Source organism: Oceanobacter sp. 4_MG-2023 (assembly GCF_030689165.1).
GTDB lineage: Bacteria > Pseudomonadota > Gammaproteobacteria > Pseudomonadales > Oceanobacteraceae > Oceanobacter.
The window spans coordinates 70,382-87,901 of record NZ_JAUYVV010000002.1 but is presented as its reverse complement, the minus strand read 5'-3'; the positions used below and the strand labels follow the sequence as shown (position 1 = coordinate 87,901).

Here is a 17,520-nt window from a genome sequence, read left to right as displayed (position 1 = left end):
TTTGAAAGCACCACCACAGAGTCGTCTTCTTTTTATCCGGTTTCTCATAACCAATAGCTGCCGGATAAAAAGGAAGCACTCTGTTTACCTCCCTCCTTCCTTTATCGGTGGTGGTGCTTTCTTTTTTTACCACACGTCTGGCCCTGCCAAAGCCACCATGGCAGCAGGTGCCAACCCGACAAAGTCATGACCGTGCACAGTATGCTCGGGGACTGTCGGGTTTCGCTTCCAGATTCATTGACTGTTCATGTAAAACTTTTGTACAGTTTCTGGCGAATTTATGCCCCCGAACCTCTGCCCGAGAGCAAGAATGACCAAACCGACCCGATCACCCCGCAGTCAGCGCTACAATCCTGCCAGCGAAGACTTCCACAAAGAAGATTTCCCGTTTTACTGGCTCGCCCGGGTTCATGGCCGTTATGTACTGGCGATGGAAAAGGCCTTGAAAAAAATCAAACTGGATATTCCACGCTGGCGTATCCTCTTTATCCTCAAGGAAGAAGGCACCTCGAGCATTTCTGAAATCGCCATTCATGCCGTTGCCAAATTGCCCACCGTCACCAAAACCGTCTACCGCATGAAAGACGATGGCCTGGTCGATACCCGCCAAAAATGCGACGATGGCCGAGTCACCGAAGTGACCATCACCGAAGAAGGTCGCCAGGCAATTGAAAATATCCAACTGGTCACTCACGACCTGTTCCGCGAAAGCTTCAAAGGCATGAGCGAAGCCCAGATCCAGCGCCTGAACAAATTACTGGAAACCCTGTTCCACAACTTGCCAGAGCATTAATTGCTTGTAATGACGCCTGTCGTGAGCCTTGTATTGACACCTGGTTGTAAACGTCGACATTACCCGTCACTGAACAGACACTGAGAGAATATTTTCCGCTATTAGCCGTGACCGCCGCCAAAGCCGTCACGGATACGCCATCCACGCGAACCAACCTCTCAGATCAACCTGCCAAGCCGCCCCAGCGCCAGCCCATAAAAATAATCTCCTACTATCAGCCACTACATATCGACGACCTGCTTTCGGTACGATAGCCTGCCGTCGCTTTGATATAACCGCCAGTCGCAGGCGCTACCTGCTTTTTATTACTGCGACCGGTCAATCGCCATTCAGGAACAGCCCATGGATCAGATCGCCACCACGATACTCAGCTCTGGCAAATCCGCCGTCGAACTGGCGTTATTCGTCTTACTGCCCATTATGATTGTGATGCTCAGCCTGATGCGCTGGATGGAAGCCACCGGCTGGCTTAACCGGATCGTCTCGATTACCGCCCCCCTGCTCAAGCCGTTCGGCTTGACAGGCCTTGGCGTCTTCGCCCTGATTCAGGTCATGATGGTGAGCTTCGCCGCTCCGCTGGCCACACTGGCCGTAATGGCCCGCACCGGCTCTGCGCCGCGCCATATCGCCGCCACCCTCGCCATGGTGCTGGCACTGGCCCAGGCCAATGTGGTATTCCCGATGGCCGCTGCCGGATTGAATATCCCCGTCACACTGCTTATTGCGCTGGGAGGTGGACTGGTCGCCGCCACAGCCACCTACTACCTCTTTGGTCGCCACCTCAGCCTGCAAGAACTCAACCACGAACAAGACCTGATGCCCGAGACCGAACCCCCGCGCGGCATGATGGCCGTGATACGCCGCGCAGGCAGCGACGCCTGGGAAATTGCCATTGGTGCCTTGCCGTTACTCGTCGTCGCCCTGGTCGCCGTTAACCTGGTGCGACTGACCGGGGTCATCGAATTACTGGAGTCCGCCATGGCACCGCTCTTCCTGATGCTTGGCTACCCACCCGAAACCCTGGTTCTGGCCATTACCAAATACATTGCTGGCGGCACCGCCATGATGGGGATCGCCATGGACCAGATCGCCAATGGCGTTATCAGCCCACAACAAATCAACCTGCTGGCTGGATTACTGCTCTGTCCCCTCGATGTTGCCGGCGTTGCGATATTGCTATCCGCCGGAAAACCCGTCGCCGCCGTCGCCAAACCCGCAATTTATGGCGCCCTGATTGGCGTTGCGTTTCGGGTTGTATGCCATGCCGTGGTGTATATGTAGTTAGCGCCAATAACCCAAAACCACTCAGAAACACCACACTCACGCCCGCGACATGGCCGCCGCTATTTTCTGAGCGGCCTGTGCGGCAGTGAACCAAGGGGTTGCCTGGGCGGGTTTCAAGATATTTTTCTGAGCTGCCTGTGCGGCAGTGAACGTCAGCCATTCAACATCGGCTTGTATATCATTTTTCTGAGCTGCCTGTACGGCAGTGAACTGCAACAGAATAACAATATTCTTTTGTTGTTAAAGAGTTTCCTTGCTTTTATCTGTTTTCACCCTATTTTTCAGATGAATCCCAAACCCTTTAAAATCAAAGACTTGGAATGCAGGTACAAAAAAGAGTCAGAACCAGGGGGCGTCGCAGTACTGCTTACCCATATAAACACATACGCCCTCCCAGACGCTTGGCCGCATCGGGAAAACCGATACCAATGTCACCCGGAACAGTTTGGCTGCTGGTATGGTCAGTCGGAATAGCCAACTACCCACACAGAAGGTGGGTAGCTGATTCAAGACCAGAAGTTATTGCAAGGTCTCGAAGGTGCCGTCGATATAGCGAACGATCCAGGTGCCATTTTCTTTGACAATACGTCCGTACACCACATCACGGTAGTTCAGGTAGAAAGTTGAGTCGTCGAAACTGTAGCTTTCATCCCACTCCGCTTCGTTAGATATCACGCAGAGTTCGTAGTCGCCTTCGTCGTTCACCAAGTAGGTGTACGGCAATGGGTCCACATCGTTGGAGGCATTCAGGTAGACCGTCAAGGTGCTGTCTACCGTGTCAGTGGTGCCATCGTCCAGCGACAGCGAGACGCCATCTTTGTAGATCGACAGGCTGCCGGTGGTCTCAAAGGTATAGTCGGTGCGATAGTTGAGGACGATACGATCAAGATCCGAACCACTGCCGATTGTTACATACCCGTTGCTTGAGGTGCTGCTGTAGTCATGGGACAGCGCTGCCGAGATGTGGTAGTCATCGCTGGTGGGGGCGTTGACGTATATATCCAGCAAGGTATCTGGCTGGTCATCCAGTTCCAGCGAGGTTTGCAGGCGGAGTGTGTTCAGCCCCAGAACCATCGGGTCATAGAGAGTACCATCCATTGATTCACCACTGGTGGCGAGGTCGTCCAGTACCAGGCAGCCGTTGCTATCGGAGCTGTTGGCAGCCCACTCAACAAAGTAGGTGCCCCGCCCATCAATGGAGATACGCGACAGCGCACCGCTGGCCCACAGGTCGTTGACGTAATCGGTGAAATCAGCTTCGCCATAATAACGGCTGGTTGGTTCACAGGTGTCCACTTCCCAACTGCTGCCGTTTTGCTCCAGGTAACACTCTTCGGTGTCGTAGGTGTAAATCAGCTCATCTTCATCGTCGTCATCATCGGCATCGTATTCGTCTTCACGCTCGACGGTTGGATACAGGCGATAACGTATTGACTCTCCCAGCGGGATATAAATATCGAGGTATTCCACTTCTTCGCCACTGATGGTTTCAGTACCGGTGGCATAGCTCAGCAGGTCACTGGAGACAGAGCCTTTGGTGAAGTCTGTGCCGCTGTTCGGGGTAAAGAAGCCAGTAAAAGGAGCAAACACTTCGTCCGGATAATATTCGGAGGCGTTGGAAGCCGCAGCACCAATATACAGGTCGGCGTATTCGTCATCGTCGTCGTCGTCCCCGCTGATTTCGTCTGATACCCGGCTGTCCATCACCACGGTATCGATATTGAAGCGCAGTTCTGAGGAATCATCTTGCGGATCACGTACGCCCCGATAAAACAGGCGGAAATAACCGTCAAATTCCAGTTCGTCATCGGTGCCTTCGGTGGTCTGGTCATAAAACTCGAAGTCGCCCCAGCGCAATTCATAGCCAATGATTTCGTTACTGCTGCTATCGGCCAGTTCTGAGACTTCATCGGTGAAATACACCCGTACCGCTGATGGCCGTTCGATGTCGTTATCATCGTCGTCGTCTTCATAATAGTGGTCGACGTTGAAGATCAGATCATTTTGCTGATAGGTTCCGACAATCAGTACGTCGATGGCATGGGAGGAGTCTGGCTCGTCATCGTCGTCGGTGGTGTTTACATCCGCGACCCGCTGGCTGACGGTAATATCACCATCGTTAAGCTTGAGTATGCCGGAAGATGCATCGTAGCTGTCGATACTGGTCAACCAGGTCATGCTGCTGTCTTGCGATGGACAACCGGCGCTCAGGTAACAACTGGTGTAAAGTTCATAGGTATCCAGATAGGCATCAAGCAAGGCTTGGAATTCATCAGCGTTGTCTTCGCCGATGGCCTTGACCATATCCACGTAGGCATCGGCATCTTCCCGATAGCCGTCTTCAAAGAAGCTGTCTTCATAGGTGCGCAGGGTCTCGATAAAGGCCTTGGTACGCTGCAAGCCCAGTTCAAAGTCTTCGTAATCATCGGAGCCAACCAGGTTTTCGATCGTCTCGGGGATAATATCGGTCAGCTCGTCGTCTTCCAGCTCGGCAATATCGGCATCCAGCGTGGCGATAACCGTGGCAACATAGGTTGCTGCGGTAGTATCGGAAACCTCCAGAGCATCCAGGTTATCCCGTGCCAACTGCAGCAGTTCTGCCAGACTTACGGTCTGGCTGTCGCCGCTCTGCAACCACTGGCCGTCGTTACTGACCAGGTCGGCCCCTACGTCGGCTGCCAGCGTGTCTTCTCCGTCATAGCTCTCTTCCAAATGACTCCAGGCTGCAACCAATGCGCCGTACCGAATCTGGTCCAGCATGGTGGCCTGACTGTCATTCCAGTTATCTATCCGGGTAAGGTCTGCCGGGCGAGTGACCTGGATATCATCCACTCCAATCAAGCGCGACAACTGGGAAACCGATTGCACCACAGACCAGGCGGAGTAATAACCCGTTACGTCCCATTCACCAGTTGACTCAACGTATTGACGTTCGTACGCCAGTGTTGCTGCCAGGTCGGTAAAGGGAGTCAGGCGAACCCGTTCGTCTTCGTTCAGGTCATAGGCCACCGTACGCCACATTTCACCCACCGCACTGTAGCTTTCACCAAAGGCCACGGTGGTCTCGCCGTCAACACAGCCGTCCATCCATTGGCACAGGCGCGAGGTTGCCGTCACATCAAAGTCGGTGTCTTCAACCTTGCCTATCAGAGTGAATTGCTGGACTTCTTCCGCTGAGATCGTAATGGTGACTTCACTGTCTTCTTCCAGATCGTATTCTGCATAGCTCAGGCGGCTTTCGCTATCGACCGATACCTGACCGCCCTCGGTGATTGAGGTAGACCAAATATAAGCATCCTCAAAATCGCCCTGGTTGACCCAGACCTTGACTGACACGGTGGAACTTGAGCTGCTGCTGTCGGAACATCCAGATAAACCAGCTACCGCCAGCAGAGCTCCCGCCAACATCCCGCTATAACGCTTGTACATACGTAATCTGACCCTAACTTGTCTGACCAGGCTCGATGGTTGAAACTGACATCACGGCCAATCCCAGCGCCCGAGCCGAAAAATGGCTGTCATCATAGCAGGCTTTGGCCACTCCAACAGACCCGCCCTAACCCAGAATTGTCAGTATTTATCGATTCCAGACAGTGAATTGTCAGCAGCCACAACAAGGAGCTGGCAATGACTGTACCGCGAAGGATGCAGAGCGCGTTGCACTCGGCTAAAATGCCCGGCCAATTTGAGGTGACACCATCTATGCAACTGTTCGTAAACCAGCTTACCAATGTCGATTTCAGCTACCTGGACGCCCAGCGCGGCCTGGTTGGAGAAACCTGGCTTGCCTCTGTCATACTGGACGGCATTCTGGACGAGCAAGGCATGGTCTGCGACTTTGGCATCGTCAAACAGACGCTGCGTTACTGGCTTGATGAACAGCTGGATCACCGCTTACTGGTACCGGCACACTCTGACCGTCTCGAGTACCATTGCCACGATGGCCGCATCACCCTGACCTGGCACGCAGATCAGGGAGATATCGAATTGGACTGCCCGGCAGATGCCGTCACACTGATCACCACAGACTGTATTACCGCCACCAGCACTTCGGCCTGGTGTCGCGAACAGCTCAAGGCCAGCTTCCCGGTCAACGTCGACCAACTGACACTGACCTTTGAACCAGAGCGTATCGACTCGGCGTTTTACCACTACAGCCACGGCCTTAAAAAGCACAACGGCAACTGCCAGCGTATCGCTCACGGCCATCGCTCACGGATCGAGATTTTTTGTAATGGCGAACGTTCGGACGAACTGGAACAGCAATGGGCGCAGCGCTGGCGGGATATTTATATCGGCACCAGCGCCGACCTTGTCGCCAACCAGGAAGAAGGTGAAGGTACCGGGCAGCACAAGGACCGTTATCACTTTGCCTACGACGCCCCACAAGGGCATTTTGAGCTGACCTTGCCGCAGTCACAGTGTTACCTGATAAACACAGATACCACCGTTGAGCTGATTGCCGAGCACCTTGCCAGCACCATTGCCACCGGTTTGCCCGGCCAGCACATTCTGGTACGCGCCTACGAAGGCATCAACAAGGGGGCGATCGCCCAGCGTCCGCAGGCCTGATAACCACTCCGGCCAACCACCCGCCCATCGCTTATACCTCACCGCCGATAGACTGATCGGCGCTATCCAGGAGCCATAAATATGTCAGAGATTGAACGCATCCAAAGTACGGAACGCATGAGCCGCATCGTCAAACATAACCACACGGTTTATCTGTGTGGCCAAACCGCAGGCGACATTGACTGGGATATCAAGGAACAAACCCGTCGCTGCCTGCTCAAGATCGATAACCTGCTGCAAGAAGCGGGCAGCGGTCGCGACAAACTGCTGTCCGTGACGATTTACATCCGCGACATGAAAGACTTTACCGCCATGAATTCCGTCTACGATGGCTGGATTGCAACCGTTGAAAAACCCGCGCGCGCCTGCGTTGAAGCCCGTCTGGCACGGGCAGAGATTCTGGTTGAGTTCAGTGTTATCGCGGCGCAATAACAGCCCTAACGACCGCTTCGGGCGTTCAGGCACCGTTCGCCATATTCTGCCGGATCTTGCGCTGACCCAACACAAAGACAGCCAGCGCCACCGGCAGTAACCACCAGAGCCAGTCGTGCATCTGTTCAGCGTACTGACTGCCCAGCCAGTACGCCACACCAAACAATCCCGCCGCCCACACCACAATCGACACCACATTGGCCACCGTAAAGGTAAGCCCGGGCACCCGTGCCAGACCGCAGGCGATATAGCCAAACGTGCGTAACCCCGGCATACAGCGAATCAGCACCAACTGGTGCCAGGGCGCTTGCTGCAACGGCGTCACCTGACGGCGGATCATATCGTGCTGGAATTTCTGCGCCAGCCAGGGCCAGACCAGCGCCCCGCGGCCCATCAGGTACAGCGCTGAATCCCCGATAAACATGCCACCACAGGTGGCAAGAAAGGCAACCTCCGGCTGCATCCGCCCACTGGCTGCCAGCATCGCTGCTCCGATAATGGCGAGGTCTTCCAGCATAAAAGTCGACACAATCACCATCAGTACCAACCAGGACGGATCGTGCGATACCGCCAGCATCGAATCGAGCATAAAAACAGACACACCTCAAACAGACACAGACAAAACCGGCGCCAGGCCAGCCCTTGAACGGCGGCATTCTATCACCATGAACCAGGCCATTTGCCGCTCCGGTATAAAAACTTCCGCCAACAGCTGAGAAATAACGGTTTTTCCGGTAGACTTTCGCGCCTTTTTCAACAACAAGGTAACGGCTGGCCAGCGCTTGATGCCATCGCCCCCTTGTCTTCAGCAATCTGAACTCCAGCGAGAAATGTCTATGGAACTGTCTGCACTTACAGCAATTTCACCAATCGATGGCCGCTACGGCAGCAAGACGTCGGCACTGCGCCCGATATTCTCTGAATTTGGATTGATCCGTGCGCGGGTTGAGGTGGAAATTCGCTGGTTGCAACGTCTGGCAGCTCACGAAGCCATTACCGAAGTACCGGCTTTCAGTGACAGCGCCAACGCCCTGCTTGACGGTATTGTTGCGAATTTCAGTGAAGACGATGCGCTGCGTATCAAAGCCATCGAAGCCACCACCAACCACGATGTCAAAGCGGTCGAATATTTCCTCAAGGAACAGATCGCCGACAACGCCGAGCTGAATGCTGTCACCGAATTCGTACACTTCGCCTGCACCTCGGAAGACATCAACAACCTGTCTCATGCCCTGATGCTGAAAGCTGGTCGCGCTTTGATCAGTACCGAAATGCAAGCAATTGCCAACGCCATCCGCGCTTTGGCCCATGAGCATGCCGCCGTGCCGATGCTGTCTCGTACCCATGGACAAACCGCTTCGCCGACGACGCTGGGCAAGGAAATGGCCAACGTTGTCGCCCGCATGGAACGTCAGATCAGCCAACTGGACCAGGTACCACTGCTGGGTAAAATCAACGGTGCGGTGGGTAACTACAACGCCCACTTCAGCGCCTACCCGGATGTAGACTGGCAAGCCAACGCTGACGCCTTTGTGACGTCCCTGGGGCTGACGTTCAACCCTTACACCACCCAGATTGAACCCCACGACTACATTGCCGAGCTGTTCGACACCATCGCCCGCTTCAACACCATCCTGATTGATTTTGATCGTGATATCTGGAGCTATATTTCACTGGGCTACTTCAAGCAGCGCACCATCGCGGGTGAAGTGGGTTCCTCGACCATGCCGCACAAGGTTAACCCGATCGACTTCGAAAACTCCGAAGGCAACCTGGGTATCGCCAACGCCATTTTTGGTCATCTGGCCGCCAAACTGCCGATCTCTCGCTGGCAGCGCGACCTGACCGACTCCACGGTATTGCGCAACATGGGGGTAGGTTCTGGTTATAGTCTGATTGCTTACGCCGCCAGTATGAAAGGCATCAGCAAGCTGGAAGTGAATGCACCACGTATCGCAGCTGACCTCGACAATGCCTGGGAAGTTCTGGCAGAACCAATCCAGACAGTGATGCGTCGTTATGGCATCGAACAGCCATACGAAAAACTGAAAGCCTTCACGCGCGGCAAAGCCATTACCCAGGATGCAATGGGCGACTTTATTGCCAGCCTTGAGTTGCCAGCAGCGGTGAAAGCAGAACTGAATGCCATGACGCCAGCCAGTTATATTGGCAACGCGGAGGCGCAAGCCAAGGCGGTCTGATAAACGCTGGGCTACTCCGGTAACCCGGGTAGCCAGAAAGACAACGGCGAGTCAGATTCATGACTCGCCGTTGCGCTACATCGCCTAAAACCCACCGTCTTAAACCCAACGCCAGCCGTTAATCAAAGGGTTGTGGACGTGGCGTGCTGTCAGTGGATGGCGGCAAGATCGGCAACATAAAGGATGGTTGCTCGCCAGTCAGTGTTTTCAGGAAAGCCACTATCTGGGCATTTTCTGTATCACTGAAATGACGCCCCAGTTGCAAGCGCCCCATGATATCCACTGCCTCTGTCAGCGTGGCCGCTTCACCATCATGGAAGTATGGATAGGTCAGCTCGACATTACGTAATGTCGGCACTTTGAACTTGAAACGATCAATATCCTTACCCGTCACAGCCGCAACGCCTTCGGCCGGGTTATTGGTTTGATAAGCCTCTATCAGCCCCATTTTCTGGAACGAATTCCCTCCAACCGCAGGGCCATTATGACAAGCGACACAGCCAGAATCCTTGAACAAGGTGTAACCGGCTTTTTCATCACTGCTCAGCGCATTTTTATCTCCCAGCAACCACTGGTCAAAACGGGAATTGGGCGTTACCAGCGTTTTTTCAAATTCGGCAATCGCTGTAGTCACCTGATCGATGGTTAATTGACTGGTACCGAATACCTGCTTGAATTCTGCAACGTACTGGGGAATGGACTGCAAGACATCCACCGCCAGTGTATGGGTAAATGCCATTTCTCCCGGATTGGCAATCGGCCCACCGGCCTGCTCTTTCAGGTCGGCCGCCCGGCCATCCCAGAATTGGGCAATATTCATCCCCGAGTTAAGCACCGTAGGTGAATTGATCGGACCCTGCTGCCAGTTGTGGCCAATGGAGGTTTTCAGGTTATCCGTACCGCCCATACTCAAGTTGTGGCAAGAGTTACAGGATATAAACCCGGATTTTGACAACCGGGGATCAAAATAGAGTTTTTTACCTAACTCCACTTGCGCCTGCTTGACGTCTTTTACAGCTTCCAAGGGCTGTATTGGCCCTACAGCCTGGGCTGTAGCGACACAGCCAAGCATTACCAGCGATACCACTAACTGATATTTTTTCATTATGTATCTCTCCCTGAGCGTCACCACGTTGATGTCGTAACCGGCTTTGTTGTAACTGCTGTTATAGTTATGAATGCCCGGTTCATTGACAACCAGCTAATGAATCGGAACTTGAGAAAGATCAAAGAGGTAGCACAGTTCTTCGAGTCAAGTCCGTCAAAAAACAGGCTCCTTGCATCTGGCTGACAAAGCTCAAACAATACGCAGCTTGGACATTCATTATTTTGCGAACCCGTGAATGCCATGGGTTCGCCCTGGTCAGGAACACTCTTTTATGCATCTCCTTGGTGATCTTTCGGTTGCAGTATTCCTGCGTGATTACTGGCAAAAAAAACCGGTTGTTATTCGTCAGGCCTGGCCCGGATTCCAGCCTCTGCTGGCAGCCGATGAGCTGGCTGGCCTGTCACTGGAGTCTGAAATCGAGTCCCGACTGGTGATGGAAAATGGCCCTGCCGGCCCCTGGGAAATTCGTAAAGGGCCGTTCGACGAAGCCGCCTTTGCAGACCTGCCAGACAGCCACTGGACGTTACTGGTACAGGCTGTGGATCACTGGATTCCGGAAGCGGCCGATTTGCTGGAGCATTTTCGCTTTCTGCCGGGCTGGCGTGTCGACGACCTGATGATCAGCTACGCCGTGGATGGCGGCAGTGTTGGCCCTCATTACGACCAGTACGACGTCTTTTTATTACAGGCCGAAGGTCAGCGAGAATGGCGTATTGGCCAGATGTGCAACGATGATTCCCCGATTATACAAGGGCCGATGATACGGGTTCTGGCCGGGTTTGAAGAAACCGACCGCTGGGTACTGGATCCGGGCGATATGCTGTACCTGCCGCCACAGCTGGCCCATTACGGCATCGCCCGGGGCGAGTGCCAAACCTATTCGATCGGCTTCCGTGCCCCCAGTGTCGCCGAACTGGCGCAGTCTGCACTGGATCAGGTATTAAGCAACAGCAGCGAAGATCAACGTTACACCGATGCCGATTACACTGCTCAGGAAGGCAATCCGGGCGAAATATCCGCCGCTGCCAAAACGCGTCTGGCCAAACTCCTGCAAGACATGCTGATGCAACCGGATCATCTGGGAGACATTCTTGGCACTTTAATGACAGAACCCAAATATCCGGAGCATCAATCCGAACGATTGAATGATGACGACTGGGAAGCATGGCGCAGCCAGCATCGGCAACTACCCGATTTACGCAAAAGTGAGCATGCTCGCTTTGCCTATCAGAAAACTGCCAGCGGCCTGGTATTTTACGCCCAGGGGAAAACATCAGTACTCGATAACGACGACCTGGAACTGGCGCAATTACTCAGCAGCCGCAACCAATATCCCCGTGAGCAGATGGCCGATGTCCCCTGCTCCAGACAAGGCTATGAACTACTGCGCCACCTCTGGTTACAACAACTGATTTATCAGGTTGAATGATGCCGATACTAATAAGAAGGAGACAACCATGAGCATTCGTATGGTGCGTACTAACTGGGCTGACCACCAGCAAGGCATCCGGGATGTCCGAGACCGGGTCTATATTCAGGAGCAACAAATTCCACAGGAGGAAGAATGGGATGAAGCCGCAGACCAGGTCGCTCATTATGTGGTCGCCCAGGATGGTGATCGCACTATCGGCTGCATTCGCCTGTTCGATGACGGTCATTTTGGCCGCTTGGCTGTCTTGCCGGAATACCGTTCAGCGGGTATTGGCCAACAGCTGGTTGAAGAGGTCAAGGCATTGGCAGAATCGATGTCCATGCCTCTCTTGCTGGCCAGTGCACAATGCACCGCCATGAGCTTTTATTGGCAACTCGGCTTCTATAACGATGGTCACTTTTACCTCGATGCTGGCATTCCTCATCTGGATATTGCCTTGCCTCTGAACACCAGCCTCCCACCGGAAGATTATCAATACGCCTACCGCATCGGTCAGGACAACAACCGGCACACACTCAGCAGTGCCTGCGAGGTTTTGGGATTTTTACTGACCCAACTGTCCCAGCAACCCACTTCTGTCATGCTGGCCTTGTCTGATCCAGAAAATCCCTACTGGCATCATCCCTTGCTGATTTCAGCATTGGTCAAATATTTACGCCAAGGAAAACACCGGACCATCCATTTGGTTATCCGGCACGACAACCACATTACGGACTTACCACTGTTCACCATGGCACGCCGAGTGGACAGCAAGGTTAAAGTCATGGTCAATAGTGATGTCGATCAGACCCAGGGCGTATTCGGGCGAGAAAGCTGGTTTGCTGAAGATCAATCCCAAACCGGGTCGGAAGCGAGCCAGGGGGCGCGCCCAATGCAACTGCAAGCGAATGCCGCCGATGCCAGAACGACCTGGACAATCCAGCAAGCTTTGACAAACAGCTTTAACAGCGGCAACCCCAGCAAAGAGTTACCGCTACGACACTTGTAATCGAATGGTGATTGTTCGCCGCACGGGTATTGGCAAATAGTGCCAGGGGCGGCGACACCACCCCGTCAGGTAACCTGAAGAGAGTTAGTCGGCAGCCATGGCTGCCAACAACTGCTCAACCCGAGCAACATCGCTTGGCGTATCGATACCATGTCCCGGTGGCTCATCAATCACCGACAGATGAATACGGACGCCATACCAGAGCGCCCGGAGTTGCTCCAGTGACTCAGCACCTTCCAGCGCGCAAGGTTCCATCGAGGTGTATTGCTTCAGGAACGAAACCCGATAGCCGTACATGCCCAAGTGGCGATATAAAGGCAGCTTGGTGGTCATTACTCCGGGATTGGCCTTGTAGCCATCGCGGTCCCAGGGAATACTGGCGCGGCTGAAGTACATGGCAAACCCGGCACGATCCAGCACGACCTTGACGACGTTGGTATCAAATGCATCGTCATCATCATGAATCGGCGTGCACAATGAGCTCATGCCCGCTTCCGGACGATCCAGCAAGCTCGCCGCAGTTTTTTCAATCAACTGCTGGGGAATCAACGGCTCATCCCCTTGCAGATTGACAATCACATCCTGATCTTCCCAGCCCCGCACCCGGGCGACCTCTGCAATGCGCTCAGTGCCATTTTCGTGGTCCACCGAGGTCATGACCACATCGGCTCCAAACCCACGGGCTACATCAGCGATACGGTCATCATCGGTCGCGACCACGATGTCCTTAATGCCGGTTTCCAGTGCGCGCTCATACACATGCTGGATCATGGGTTTACCGGCCAATTCAATCAGAGGTTTACCCGGTAAGCGACTGGAAGCGTAGCGTGCTGGAATAACGATTTTGTAGTTTTTCATAACCTCAATCCGAGAGACCTGTGTCCAATACGTGCGTCAATTGTCTGCTGGCGCGAAAAGCACTAACCCTGAAACGGGCATCCACTGTGTGACCTGCCCTGGCAGCTGTCACATCACAAACCGTGATACTGACGATACCAGCCCACAAACTGCTCCATGCCATCGACCAGGCGCGTATTCGGAGCAAAATCCACGGCGGCAATCAAGTCATCGACCTCAGCATGGGTGGCCACAACATCACCAGGCTGCATGTCCATGTAGTTGATCTTGGCCTTCACGCCCAGTGCATTTTCCAGTGTGGAGATAAATTCACCCAGCTCGATGCTGTTGTGATTGCCGATGTTATAAATTTTATAGGGTGCCGTGCTACAGCTTTTATCGCCGCTTTCCACCGTCCAGCCGTCAACGCCTGTGGGGATACGCTCAGTCACTCGCACCACGCCTTCAACGATATCATCGATATAGGTGAAGTCCCGCCGCATCTTGCCGTAGTTATAAACATTGATGGGATTGCCCGCCAGAATGTTTTTGGTAAAGCCCCAGGCGGCCATATCCGGTCGTCCCCATGGGCCATACACAGTAAAAAAGCGCAATCCGGTAATCGGCAGGCCATATAAATGAGCGTAGGTATGCGCCATCAGTTCGTTGGATTTTTTGGTGGCGGCATACAAGGAGACAGGATGATCAACACTGTCCGAAGTGGCAAACGGCAGCTTGCTGTTCAGACCATACACCGAGCTTGAGGACGCAAACACCAGATGCGGCGTTTGTTGATGCCGACAGGCTTCCAGTATATTGACAAACCCCACCAGGTTGCTGGCAACGTAGACATCAGGATGATCAATGGAATAACGCACCCCGGCCTGAGCCGCCAAATGCACCACCCGATCAAACTGGTGACTGTCAAACAGGTTGGTCATGGCAGCCTTGTCGGCCAGGTCCATTTTGACGAAGGTAAAACCATCTTGTTCGCCGACCCACGCCAGGCGCGCACGTTTCAGAGCAACATCGTAATAATCATTGAGATTATCGATTCCGACAACCTCATACCCTTTTGCCATCAGGCGCCTGGCCACATACGACCCGATAAAACCAGCAACGCCGGTTACCAGAGCTTTCATCCTTTCTGTTCCTCAAATTCAGGCAGCATCGCCTTGATATAGGCATCTTCCAGTGGCATTTGACTGCCAAGGATCAGATCAGCCACTTCTCGCGCCACACCACAGCCTCCAGCGGCCTGTGTGACGTGTGCAGCACGCTGCTGCACCATCCAGAACGCGTCGGCCGGAGCCATTGGCAGGCCGACCCGGGTCATGACTTTCAGATCGATCACATCATCACCGACATAACAGACCTGACCCGGAGTAATCCCCAGCTGCGACATAACCTCTTCCAGGCAAGGCCATTTGTCTTTGCTGCCAGGGTAAAAATGCCGAATCCCCAGATCCCGGGCACGCCTCGCCAAGGCATCAGAGCTTTTGGCAGAAATGATCGCTGTGGCAATTGCAAATTTCTCGAGCAGCTTGATGCCCACACCATCTTTGACATTAAAGTGCTTTACCAGCTCACCATCACCACTGTAGGTCAGCGTGCCATTGGTTAACACACCGTCAACATCAAATACCACCAGTTTGATCATGGCGGCTCGCTGCTGCAGTGCTTCCGGCAAGGGATTGGTCCAGGACATGAAAATTCCTCTGTGCAAGTATCTTGTCGCCCACTGGTTGATCACACAGTATCAGGTACCAGAACGGCGAACTGGTGGGCATTGTACCTTGCTGTCATTGTCAGTGCACATAAGCCGGTCAGCGCCAGCCACGACCACTAACAGATGGTAGACACACCAACCGCCAACACGCCTGATTTGGCTTTTGGCCCAGTCGGCAGATGCAGGTGCGAAGGGGTAAAATTATATTCGCAAAATGACAGGCACAAAAAAAGCGGCTATCTGCCGCTTTCTTCTGATGCCAAATAGAGTTGGCATCCCCAAGGGGATTCGAACCCCTGTTGCCGCCGTGAAAGGGCAGTGTCCTAGGCCTCTAGACGATGGGGACATATTTTTTGAGATTTGGTGGAGCCTAGCGGGATCGAACCGCTGACCTCAACACTGCCAGTGTTGCGCTCTCCCAGCTGAGCTAAGGCCCCGTCTCAAAACGTGTGCGCATCTTACTTAGAGACCCTGTGGCCGTCAACTACTTTTTTAAAATAAATGTAAAAACAACCACTTGGCCTGATACGCAGGCCGTTACCAGCTTATTCGGCAGCCGCACGCTCAAGCAGAACCTGATCAATCGCACGTGCAATCCCGAAGTAATCCTTTTCCATTTTCTTCAGCCGCTTCTTGCCCACACCACCCAGCACATCAATCGCCACACGCAAACGCGCCCGACTCATATCCGGCCCGAGCAAGGTCATTGAATCCAGTACCGATATTGTCGAGGAGGTGCCCGCAATGGCAATAAAAAACGGAAACAGAAAATCACGGACTTTCAGATCCAGCTGCCCAGCCAGAGCAAACAAGCGCTGTTCAATTTCAGGCTTGTCCCAATGACGAATGGCTTCCAGCTGCCACAATCCAAACTGCAGGGTCTGCAACCGTTTTTCATCATCGTAAGCCTTGTGGTCAAACTGCTCAGCAGTCAGCGCAGGCAAGCCAGACAAAAAATGCCCTGCCAGCGGCACAACATCCGAGAACACGTCAACACGAGGCTGAACATGGGGCACCAGCGGCAGCATGTTTTCAGCACGCAAGCCCCAATTGGCAAATTGCTCACAAAAGGCCTCCGGTGACAAACCACGCAGCCACAGACTGTTCAGCCAGCGTAATTTATCGACATCAAATACCGGCCCACCCAAAGAGACACGCTTGATATCAAAATTGGCAAACATCTCATCACGACTGAACTGTTCACGCTCATCCGGCATCGACCAACCCATACGCCCCAGATAATTCAGCAGCGCTTCCGGCATAAAGCCCATGCGCTCATAAAACATGATAGAGGTTGGGTTTTTACGCTTGCTCAGCTTGGTTTTATCCGGATTGCGCAACAACGGCATATGACACAGCTGCGGCATTTCCCAACCAAAGTACTCATACAGCAGCTTGTGCTTGGGAGCAGAACTGATCCACTCTTCACCCCGAATCACATGGGTAATGGCCATCAAATGGTCATCGACTACGTTCGCCAGATGATACGTAGGCATACCATCGGATTTCAGCAAGATCTGCGCATCCACCTGTGCCAGGTCGAGTTCAATCGGGCCACGCAGCATGTCATTGACGACACAAATGCCGGCTTCCGGTACTCGCATACGCACAACAAAAGGAGCATTGTCTGCTTCACGGCGCGCCACTTCATCCGCAGGCAGTTCCAGGTCGGAGGCTTTTAATGCTGTATTTTTACCCTCGGCTTCACGCTGAATGCGCAAGTCATTCAACTCTGCTGCCGTGCGGTAACATTTGAATGCACAGCCTTTATCCAGCAGCTGCTGTACATGATCGAGGTAAATATCGCGACGCTCACTTTGGCGGTATGGCCCATGAGGGCCACCCACATCCGGGCCTTCATCCCATTCCATCCCTAACCAGCGCAGGCTGTCGAGAATGGCCTGTTCGGACTCCGGCGAGCTGCGCTGCTGATCCGTATCTTCAATACGCAATAAAAACTGACCACCATGCTGGCGGGCAAATGCAAGATTGAAGAGTGCAATATAAGCGGTGCCAACGTGCGGATCGCCAGTTGGAGAAGGCGCAACTCGGGTGCGGACTGTCATGATGTCTCTCAAAACCAGATGAATTCAGCCCGGGATTATAGAGAAATAGACAGCAACTGGCACGGACTGTCGATCAAT

The 17,520-nt window shown here is 53.6% G+C and carries 14 protein-coding genes and 2 tRNA genes; 7 read left to right on the top strand and 9 right to left on the bottom strand.

Annotation, left to right across the window (positions count from 1 at the left end; translation table 11 throughout):
- Nucleotides 1-310: 310 nt before the first annotated feature.
- Together Q8W24_RS02090 and Q8W24_RS02085 are read left to right on the top strand one after the other, a co-directional pair.
- Nucleotides 311-793 (top strand): MarR family winged helix-turn-helix transcriptional regulator, encoded by a 483-nt coding sequence (locus Q8W24_RS02090; protein ID WP_303434354.1) that lies wholly within the window; start codon nt 311-313, stop codon nt 791-793.
- Nucleotides 794-1,135: 342 nt separating this feature from the next.
- Complete coding sequence (locus tag Q8W24_RS02085; protein ID WP_305474224.1) at nt 1,136-2,074, top strand: nucleoside recognition domain-containing protein; 939 nt, start codon at nt 1,136-1,138, stop codon at nt 2,072-2,074.
- A 522-nt stretch (nt 2,075-2,596) separates the two neighbouring features.
- Here the strand turns inward: Q8W24_RS02085 and Q8W24_RS02080 are convergent.
- Complete coding sequence (locus Q8W24_RS02080) at nt 2,597-5,506, bottom strand: hypothetical protein (protein ID WP_305413180.1); 2,910 nt, start codon at nt 5,504-5,506, stop codon at nt 2,597-2,599.
- A gap of 273 nt (nt 5,507-5,779) precedes the next feature.
- Here Q8W24_RS02080 and Q8W24_RS02075 point away from each other — a divergent pair, with 273 nt between their 5' ends.
- Entirely contained in the window at nt 5,780-6,649 is an 870-nt protein-coding gene (locus Q8W24_RS02075) for a 6-carboxytetrahydropterin synthase (protein ID WP_305474223.1), read from the top strand.
- A gap of 81 nt (nt 6,650-6,730) precedes the next feature.
- Nucleotides 6,731-7,081 (top strand): RidA family protein, encoded by a 351-nt coding sequence (locus Q8W24_RS02070; protein WP_305474221.1) that lies wholly within the window; start codon nt 6,731-6,733, stop codon nt 7,079-7,081.
- 25 nt (nt 7,082-7,106) lie between these two features.
- On the opposite strand, the gene Q8W24_RS02065 is transcribed toward Q8W24_RS02070, so the two are convergent.
- Nucleotides 7,107-7,670 (bottom strand): DedA family protein, encoded by a 564-nt coding sequence (locus Q8W24_RS02065; protein WP_305413176.1) that lies wholly within the window; start codon nt 7,668-7,670, stop codon nt 7,107-7,109.
- A 247-nt stretch (nt 7,671-7,917) separates the two neighbouring features.
- On the opposite strand from Q8W24_RS02065, the gene purB reads away from it, so the two are divergent.
- Nucleotides 7,918-9,282, top strand: coding sequence for an adenylosuccinate lyase (gene purB, locus Q8W24_RS02060; protein WP_305413175.1), 1,365 nt, complete (start codon nt 7,918-7,920; stop codon nt 9,280-9,282).
- A gap of 118 nt (nt 9,283-9,400) precedes the next feature.
- Here the strand turns inward: purB and Q8W24_RS02055 are convergent, their stop codons facing one another.
- Nucleotides 9,401-10,387: a cytochrome-c peroxidase gene (locus tag Q8W24_RS02055; RefSeq protein ID WP_305452795.1), complete on the bottom strand. Its 987-nt coding sequence runs from the start codon at nt 10,385-10,387 to the stop codon at nt 9,401-9,403.
- 274 nt (nt 10,388-10,661) lie between these two features.
- Between Q8W24_RS02055 and Q8W24_RS02050 the strand changes: the two genes are divergently transcribed.
- The gene (locus Q8W24_RS02050; RefSeq protein ID WP_305474220.1) at nt 10,662-11,819 is read left to right on the top strand and encodes a cupin domain-containing protein; all 1,158 of its coding nucleotides are present in this window, start codon (nt 10,662-10,664) and stop codon (nt 11,817-11,819) included.
- Between the two features lie 28 nt (nt 11,820-11,847).
- Nucleotides 11,848-12,810: a GNAT family N-acetyltransferase gene (locus tag Q8W24_RS02045; protein ID WP_305474219.1), complete on the top strand. Its 963-nt coding sequence runs from the start codon at nt 11,848-11,850 to the stop codon at nt 12,808-12,810.
- An 84-nt stretch (nt 12,811-12,894) separates the two neighbouring features.
- On the opposite strand, the gene kdsB is transcribed toward Q8W24_RS02045, so the two are convergent.
- From kdsB to gltX, 6 genes are all read right to left on the bottom strand, one after another.
- A complete protein-coding gene (gene kdsB, locus Q8W24_RS02040) occupies nt 12,895-13,668 on the bottom strand; it encodes a 3-deoxy-manno-octulosonate cytidylyltransferase (protein WP_305413170.1) in 774 nt (257 codons plus the stop codon).
- Nucleotides 13,669-13,781: 113 nt separating this feature from the next.
- Nucleotides 13,782-14,789, bottom strand: a complete 1,008-nt coding sequence (locus Q8W24_RS02035; protein WP_305474218.1) for an NAD-dependent epimerase — start codon at nt 14,787-14,789, stop codon at nt 13,782-13,784.
- A complete protein-coding gene (locus tag Q8W24_RS02030) occupies nt 14,786-15,355 on the bottom strand; it encodes an HAD family hydrolase (RefSeq protein WP_305474216.1) in 570 nt (189 codons plus the stop codon). The genes Q8W24_RS02035 and Q8W24_RS02030 overlap by 4 nt, the downstream gene beginning before the upstream one ends.
- Before the next feature lie 291 nt (nt 15,356-15,646).
- Nucleotides 15,647-15,722: transfer RNA gene (locus Q8W24_RS02025), tRNA-Glu, on the bottom strand.
- Between the two features lie 15 nt (nt 15,723-15,737).
- Nucleotides 15,738-15,813: transfer RNA gene (locus Q8W24_RS02020), tRNA-Ala, on the bottom strand.
- Between the two features lie 108 nt (nt 15,814-15,921).
- Entirely contained in the window at nt 15,922-17,442 is a 1,521-nt protein-coding gene (gltX, locus tag Q8W24_RS02015) for a glutamate--tRNA ligase (protein WP_303434368.1), read from the bottom strand.
- Nucleotides 17,443-17,520 lie beyond the last annotated feature (78 nt).